The sequence below is a fragment of the Pseudoruegeria aquimaris genome, from assembly GCF_900172235.1.
GTDB classification, from domain to species: domain Bacteria; phylum Pseudomonadota; class Alphaproteobacteria; order Rhodobacterales; family Rhodobacteraceae; genus Pseudoruegeria; species Pseudoruegeria aquimaris.
In genome coordinates, this window is record NZ_FWFQ01000005.1 from 145,335 (window position 1) to 151,962 (window position 6,628).

At 67.8% G+C, this 6,628-nt stretch carries 9 protein-coding genes; all 9 read right to left on the bottom strand.

From position 1 onward, the window contains the following. Positions 1-115 precede the first annotated feature (115 nt). Positions 116-991 carry an energy transducer TonB family protein gene (locus PSA7680_RS05470; RefSeq protein ID WP_085867655.1) on the bottom strand — a complete coding sequence of 292 codons (876 nt, stop codon included), beginning with the start codon at positions 989-991 and terminating at the stop codon, positions 116-118. Beyond that, positions 988-1,371 (bottom strand): ExbD/TolR family protein, encoded by a 384-nt coding sequence (locus PSA7680_RS05475; RefSeq protein WP_085867656.1) that lies wholly within the window; start codon positions 1,369-1,371, stop codon positions 988-990. The genes PSA7680_RS05470 and PSA7680_RS05475 overlap by 4 nt, the downstream gene beginning before the upstream one ends. A gap of 3 nt (positions 1,372-1,374) precedes the next feature. After that, positions 1,375-1,749 carry an ExbD/TolR family protein gene (locus PSA7680_RS05480; protein WP_085867657.1) on the bottom strand — a complete coding sequence of 125 codons (375 nt, stop codon included), beginning with the start codon at positions 1,747-1,749 and terminating at the stop codon, positions 1,375-1,377. Position 1,750: 1 nt separating this feature from the next. After that, positions 1,751-2,884, bottom strand: a complete 1,134-nt coding sequence (locus PSA7680_RS18930) for a MotA/TolQ/ExbB proton channel family protein (protein WP_245824452.1) — start codon at positions 2,882-2,884, stop codon at positions 1,751-1,753. Between the two features lie 11 nt (positions 2,885-2,895). Beyond that, positions 2,896-3,960, bottom strand: a complete 1,065-nt coding sequence (locus PSA7680_RS05490) for a siderophore-interacting protein (RefSeq protein ID WP_245824454.1) — start codon at positions 3,958-3,960, stop codon at positions 2,896-2,898. Between the two features lie 11 nt (positions 3,961-3,971). Further along, on the bottom strand, positions 3,972-4,763 hold the full coding sequence (locus tag PSA7680_RS05495) for an ABC transporter ATP-binding protein (protein WP_085867659.1): 792 nt from the start codon (positions 4,761-4,763) through the stop codon (positions 3,972-3,974). Between the two features lie 34 nt (positions 4,764-4,797). Further along, the gene (locus PSA7680_RS05500; protein ID WP_139838561.1) at positions 4,798-5,811 is read right to left on the bottom strand and encodes a FecCD family ABC transporter permease; all 1,014 of its coding nucleotides are present in this window, start codon (positions 5,809-5,811) and stop codon (positions 4,798-4,800) included. Continuing rightward, positions 5,811-6,425: a FecCD family ABC transporter permease gene (locus PSA7680_RS05505; protein WP_275936518.1), complete on the bottom strand. Its 615-nt coding sequence runs from the start codon at positions 6,423-6,425 to the stop codon at positions 5,811-5,813. Before PSA7680_RS05505 ends, PSA7680_RS05500 begins: the two co-directional genes overlap by 1 nt. Positions 6,426-6,436: 11 nt before the next feature. Beyond that, on the bottom strand, positions 6,437-6,628 hold a 192-nt coding region (locus PSA7680_RS05510), incomplete at its 5' end, for a transposase (RefSeq protein WP_217808310.1).

Sequence of the window (6,628 nt, forward strand, 5' to 3'; positions counted from 1 at the left end):
GTTTTCGACACGGTTCTCGGAAATGCAGCCATGGCATGGCGATTTACTGGACCGGCATGGGCGATCAAACAGATCGGGATAGCCGGGCCCCTACCTGAACAGAGCGAGGTTGCTGTTACCGTTTCAGCAAGATGGCCAACGAAAAGACATAGGAGTCTTGGGGCAATTCGCGGGGCGCTGCGGGGAAACGGCCCGCGCGCCGCACGGAGTCTAGGGCCGCCTGATCCAGCACCGGGTTTCCCGATGAGCGTAGGATCCTTACGCCCAGCAACTTGCCCCCCGTCGAGACAGTGATCGCGAGGCGCACCTCGCCCGACGCCTGCGTACCACGCGGGTAGCGCTTGGCGCGCTCGATCCTGGACCGGATCCTGGCTCCCCAGATGGCCTGGGCCCGGGCCTCCTGGCCCGCTGAAGCCGTGGCCGTCGCCGTGCGCGCGGCCTGTCCGGCCTGGCTGCCGCCACCGGCGCCTGCAGCCCGCTGCGCCGCGCGGCCGGGCGCATTTTGCTCGGCCTTGCGCGCGGTTTCGGGCGCCTCGGTCGGCGGCGGGTCCCGACGCTTCGGCGGCCGCGGCGACGCGGTCAGGGCAATCTCGGACGGTGGTGGAAGCGGTTCGCTCCGCGAAGGAACGGGCAGCGGCCGTGCCGTTTCCGGGGGTAGTTGAGGGCGGGTGTCCGACTGAACGGGCGGAAGCGCGGCCACGCGCATTTCGGAGCGGGGACCCTCTGCAAACTCAATGCGCGGGAAGTCGACGGAATGGCTGTCCTGCGCGGGCAACGGGCTCAGTTCCGGCTCGGGAACCGGCGTCTGCGGAGGGCGTTCCCAGGCCTCGACCATTTCGGCCACGGTCGCGTCTGCCGCTTCGAGCGAGATCAGCGCCTCGCCACCGGCGCCGCCTGCCTCGTGGCCCAAATCTGACGTCTGGGCGAAAAGAATGAGGTGCACCAGCATCGCAAGCGTCGCGAAAGCGGCGGTTTCGGCGAAGCGTTTCATTTGTGCGCCACCACCAATTCGACGCGCGACAGGCCCGCGCCGGACAAGTCGCGCAGGATCGCGGCAAGCTTGCTCGCCTCAAGCCGGGAGTCGGCACGCAGCTGGATTACCCCTGCCAGAGGCTGCTGTCCGGCGAGGGTCGCAATCGCTTGCGCCCCTTCCTGCCCGTCAAAGGCGATCCTGCCCTCGTGGCTGACGAAAAGGACCGGGTCCGCTTCGGCCTCCGCTTCTGTTTCGGCTTCGGGTGGCGTCACCTCGAAGGGTTCCGGGGGGGCAAGCTGAGAGGTCATCAGAAAGAAGATGAGCAACAGGAACACCACGTTGATCATGGGCACGATGGATTCGCCGCGGGGGCGCTTGACCGGTTCGCTCAGGTCCATGTCTCACTCCACCAGAACAAGCGCGGTAAACCCTGCGTCGCGCAGCTGTTCGCTGATGCTGACAACTCGCTGAAGGTCGGCACCTTCGCGGCCACGGAGGATCACCATGTCGGTCGGGGCCGCCATCAGAGGCTGCAGCGCGGCGGGCAGGTCGTGAACGATCCTGCCGTTCAGGGCCACCGCGTCCGGCGATATGTCCACCAGACGCGGCGGGCCTCTGTAGCCGTCGCCACCGGATGCTGCGAGGGGAAGCGGCATCATTGCCTCGACCCCAAAGCGCGACGCCAGCATGAAGAAGACGAGGAGCAGGAACACCACGTCGATCATGGGTGTCAGGCTGGGCTTGCGCCGAGGCCGCGCGGGCAGTGTGAACTGCATCTCACTCGGCCGCCAGCTTGAGAGCCTCGGGCCGCGCCGCGATGAAGACCCGTATGGCGTTGTCCTCGATGTCGCGGCGCATCCGCTCTACCACGGACTCGAACCATGTCAGCGCCGCCGATGCCGGGATCGCAACGGCCATGCCGGCGGCGGTGGTCAACAGCGCTTCCCAGATACCCCCTGCAAGCAGGGCCGGATCGGCGCGCGACCCCGCGGCCTGCAACGCCTGGAACGCTGCAATCATGCCCAGCACCGTCCCCAGCAGGCCCAGCAGGGGCGCAATGCTGGCGATCAGCTCCAGCGCGCCCAGCCCATCGCGCGCCATGGCCAGCTGGCGTTTGGCGACACGCGCCGTTTCCTCGCGCGCCGCCTCGACGGAAAGCCGTTCGAGACTGCGTAAGCTGGTGGCCAGGACTTGCGAGCGGATGCCGCGCCGCGCCTCGACCAGGGCCAGCGCGCCAGTTGCATCGCCACGCAGGTAGGCTTCGACCGCGCGCCCGGCCTTGCCACGTGACCATGCGCCCATGAGGGCAAGGCGCCAGACCTTCCACAGGATCAGCGCAAGTGTCGCCACCGAAAGCGCCGCGATGGCCCAGATCGCCGGACCGCCATTGCGCAGGAACGTCAGCGCCTGCCGGCTGGCGTTTTCCATCGCCGACAGGGTCGCCTCGGTGGTGTTCCGATGTTCCGAAGGCCCGGCTTGCGCCGCGCCGTCCGTCCCGGTCTCGGCTGTTCCGGTCTGGCCTGTCCCAGTCGCCGCGGTGGCGGCTGGAAGCGGATCTGGTACCTGCGCCGGGGTCTCGGGGGCAACGTCCGGTTCGGCCTGCTGCCCGGCTGCACCGAGGGAACCATCGGCCGCTCGGGTCATGATCCCTTTGTCCGGATCGGCAAGATCGGGCACAAGCTCCTGGAGGGCCGTCCCGGACGGGTCGGTCTCGGGCGCAGCCGGGAGCGTTGGTCCGGAGCTTTGCGGCTCCGCGGGAGCCGCCATCAACGACGGCGCGTCGCTTATGCCAGGCGGGAGCGATGACTCCTGCGCCACGGCTGCGGTGGCAACCGAGCAGACCGCAAGGGCGGCCCATGCCACCCGCGCGGTGCAGGGGCCGATCGCCAGAGGGCACTTGAAGTGGGTCATGTCCGGTTTCCTCATGTCCGGTCGCCCTGCGTCCAGAACGCGGCGACATATTGATCACGGAGGTCGACTCCGTTGGTCTTGCACCATTCGCGCAATCGCTGCGCACCTGCCTTTTCCGCTGCAAACCACAGGCTGTGCCCGGAATGGTGCGCGCGTTCGGCGATGGCGCGCTCGGCAAGCTGCGTGGAAGAAGCCCGTTCCAGCCAGTGCACCTGCACGCCGGGATGGACCGGCAAGGGGTAGAGACAGTCCGCGCCCCGGCCCGCGCTCAGGACGGCATGGCCGGCCGCATCCGCCGGAAGGGCCTCGAGTATCCTGGCCACTGCAGGCAGGCCTGTTTCATCGGCATAGAGCGTGATCCTGCGGGTCTGCGGTATGCCACCGCCACCCGGCCCCGTCAGCCCGACCCGAGAGCCGATGCGGACGGACCGCGCCCAGTCTGTGGCCCGCCCGCCTTCGTGCACGAACAGGTCGAAGGTCAGCTCGCCGCGCGTCGCGTCCGCATGGCGCACCGTGTAGACCGGGCGGTGCAACGCCTTTTCCCCCTTTGGCCAGATCGTTGCGCCGCCCACACCGATTCGAGGCCATTCGGGGGCCGTATCGCCCGGAGACGGAAGCACGAGGCGAAAATGGATGGCGTCGTCGCCGAATGCAGACAGATCCTCGGTGCCCACGGTGATGCGCAGAAAATCGTGCCCAAGCGGCGCGACCGAGCGGATCTCGACGAACTGGAAATTCGGTGGTCGGCTGCCTTCGGGCGGGGCATCTGACCAGCGAATCCGCGCCGCTGCGTCGGGATGCAGTGCCGAGATCTTCTCGGTCAGAGCCTCCTTCAACGCGAAAAGCCAGTCGGCCCGAGGCGAATCCACCGCCGCCCGCGCGCTCTCACCTTCGGAGATAAGCCGGTAGTGGCCGTACGCCGTCACGACCGCCAGTGTTCCACCGTCATGGTGGAGGATCTCCAACCCGTGTTCGCGGGCTTCCGCCAACATGGCGTCTCGCAGGGACGCCGGGCTTAGACCGGGAAGCGCGGTTTCGGCGCTATGGGCGAAATCGGTATGACGGGACAGGGTCACGGGCATCTCCTTCAGGCTGGAATGACATGGGGGTGGCCATGGATCGGATCGGCGATCACGGTGCAGCGCAGCGCGAAGATGTCTTGCGTCATTTTGGCGGTGACGACCTCGGAAGGCGCACCCTGATAGCGTACCCTGCCCCCTTTCAGCGCGACCATATGGTCTGCGAAACGGGCAGCGAGATTGATGTCGTGAAGCACCATCGCGACGGTGCGGCCGGTGTCACGGTTGAGTTGCCGGACAAGCGCGAGCAGCTCGATCTGGTGGGGCAGGTCCAGGTAGGTCGTGGGCTCGTCCAGCAGCAGAAGATCGGTGTCCTGCGCCAGCGCCATGGCGATCCAGGCGCGTTGCCGTTGACCGCCGGAAAGCGTGGCAAGCATCCGAGAGGACATATCCTTCAGCCCCGTCAGGGCCAGCGCGCGCTCGACCGCCTCGGAATCCGTGCGGGACCATTGGCGCAGGGCGGACTGGTACGGCGTGCGCCCGCGACGGACAAGGTCCAGCACGGTCAACCCCTCGGGGGCCAGGGGCGATTGGGGCAGAATGGCAAGTTGTCGGGCGACGATGCGCGAGCGTTGTTTGTCGATGGGGCGCCCATCGAGCGAGACTTGTCCGGCCGTCACCGGGGTCAACCGCGCCAGGGCGCGCAACAACGTGGACTTGCCGCAGGCATTGGGGCCGACAATCGCCGTGACCTTCCCTTCGGGAATGCCCAGCGACAAGCTTTCGAGCACCGCTCGGCCGGGATAAGAGACCGAGATCGCCTCGGCCCGCAACCGGCAGTTCGTTCCGTCTTGTACCATGTTCAAAGGACCTCTTGTCCGGTTCGTACAAACATCACAGCCGCCCCTTTCGCGCCTCAATCCAAAGAAGCCAGACGAGAACGGGCGCTCCGATCATCGCGGTGAAGACCCCGGCGGGCAGTCGGACGACCGGAATCGCGCGCGCTGCGAGATCGGCCCCCAGCGTGACCGTGGCCCCGGTCAAGGCCGCGGCCGCCAGGGCCGGGCCGCCGCTTCGGGTCAGGCGGCGCGCGATAGGTCCCGAAACAAAGGCGACAAACGGCAGCGGGCCGGCGACGCTGACGGCCAGCGCCACCAGAATGATCGCCAGACCGGTGACGGCCAGCCTGAGCCGGGTCATCGGCAGACCCAGCCCGACACCGATGTCGTCTGAGAAAGCCATCCGACCGAGCGGGAAACCGAGCCAGACCGTCGCCGGAGCCAGCAGCGCCAGCCCGCCCCAGATCAGGGCGACGTCAGCCGGCCCGCGCGCATGCAGCGTGCCGGTGAGCCAGCGCGCCATGTCGGCGGCCGTATTCTCGTCGGTGAAGCTGAGCAGCAGATCGGCCGTCGCCCCGAGCGACAGGCTGGCGCCGATGCCCACGAGGATCAGGCGTTGCGTGTCCAGCCCGCCGCGCCAGGCGAGCGCGATCACGGCACAGGCGACCAACGCCCCGCCCGTCAGCGCGCCGGTCAGGATCATCCCGCCGGTCAGCAGCACGGCGAGCAGTGCTCCGGCGTTGGCTCCGGCGGTAAAGCCGATAATGTCGGGCGAGGCCAGCGGGTTGCGCAGCATGGTCTGGACCATGGCGCCAGCAAGCCCCAGCGCCGCCCCCGCCCCGATCGCCGTGAGGATACGCGGCAGGCGGTGGTCCAGAACGATCATGGCGGGGATCGGATCGGCCCGGCCGGTCAGAGCCTGCCACAGCCCGGCGGCGCCGATCGGATAGCTGCCAAGGGAAAGGGCAGCCAGGGCCACCAGCGCCACGAAGAGCGACAGCCCCAGCACCACGGTGAGGGTGCGCCGGTGAAGAGGAAGGGAGACGGGTCCGAACTGGAATGCCTGCATCACAGCTTGCGCCCTCCGGTTCGACGAACCAGCCAGATCAGGACCGGACCGCCGATCAGCGCCGACAAGACCCCCGCCTGCATGGTGCCGCCAAACAGCGGCGACCGTCCGGCGAGATCAGCCAGCACCATCAGCGCCGCCCCGAATACCCCAGCGCAGGGCGCAAGCCAAAGCATGTCATTGCGCACCGCCGCGCGCGCCATGTGGGGCACGATCAGGCCCACGAAGGCGATGGGACCGGCCAGAGCGACGGTGCTCGAGGCCAGCAGAACGATGGCCAGCCCGGCCAGCAGTTTTGCGCCACCGACATTCACGCCCAGCCCCCGCGCGGCATCCTCTCCCAGCGCCAGCGCGTCGATCAGCGCGGCGGCGGCCAGCGCCACCAGCGCCCCGGCCAGAAAGAAGGGCCAAAGCGCGGCGAGCGACTCGGCAGTGACATTTTCGAACCCGCCCAGAACCCAGAACCGGTAGGTTTCAAGGCTCTGCCGGCTCATCAGCACGAGGCCGCGTATCATCGCGAAAAAGAAAGCCGATATTGCCGCCCCGGCGAGCAGGAGTCGCGCCGGGCTGGCCTGCGCGCCGCCACCAAGAGCAAAGACCAGGGCAGATCCCAGTGCGCCGCCGCCTAGGTCGTGGACTCATAATGTCTGATCCAGAGCCTTGAGCAAGCGAGGTGAAGTGCGGCGAGGAAGTTTGCTGCGGTTTTGAAGTATCGCGTTGCGATGCCGCGGAAGTGTTTGAGACGATTGAAGAACCGTTCGACCTTGTTGCGTTCGCGGTAGAGGTCTCGGTCGACGGTCCTGACCACGCGGACGTT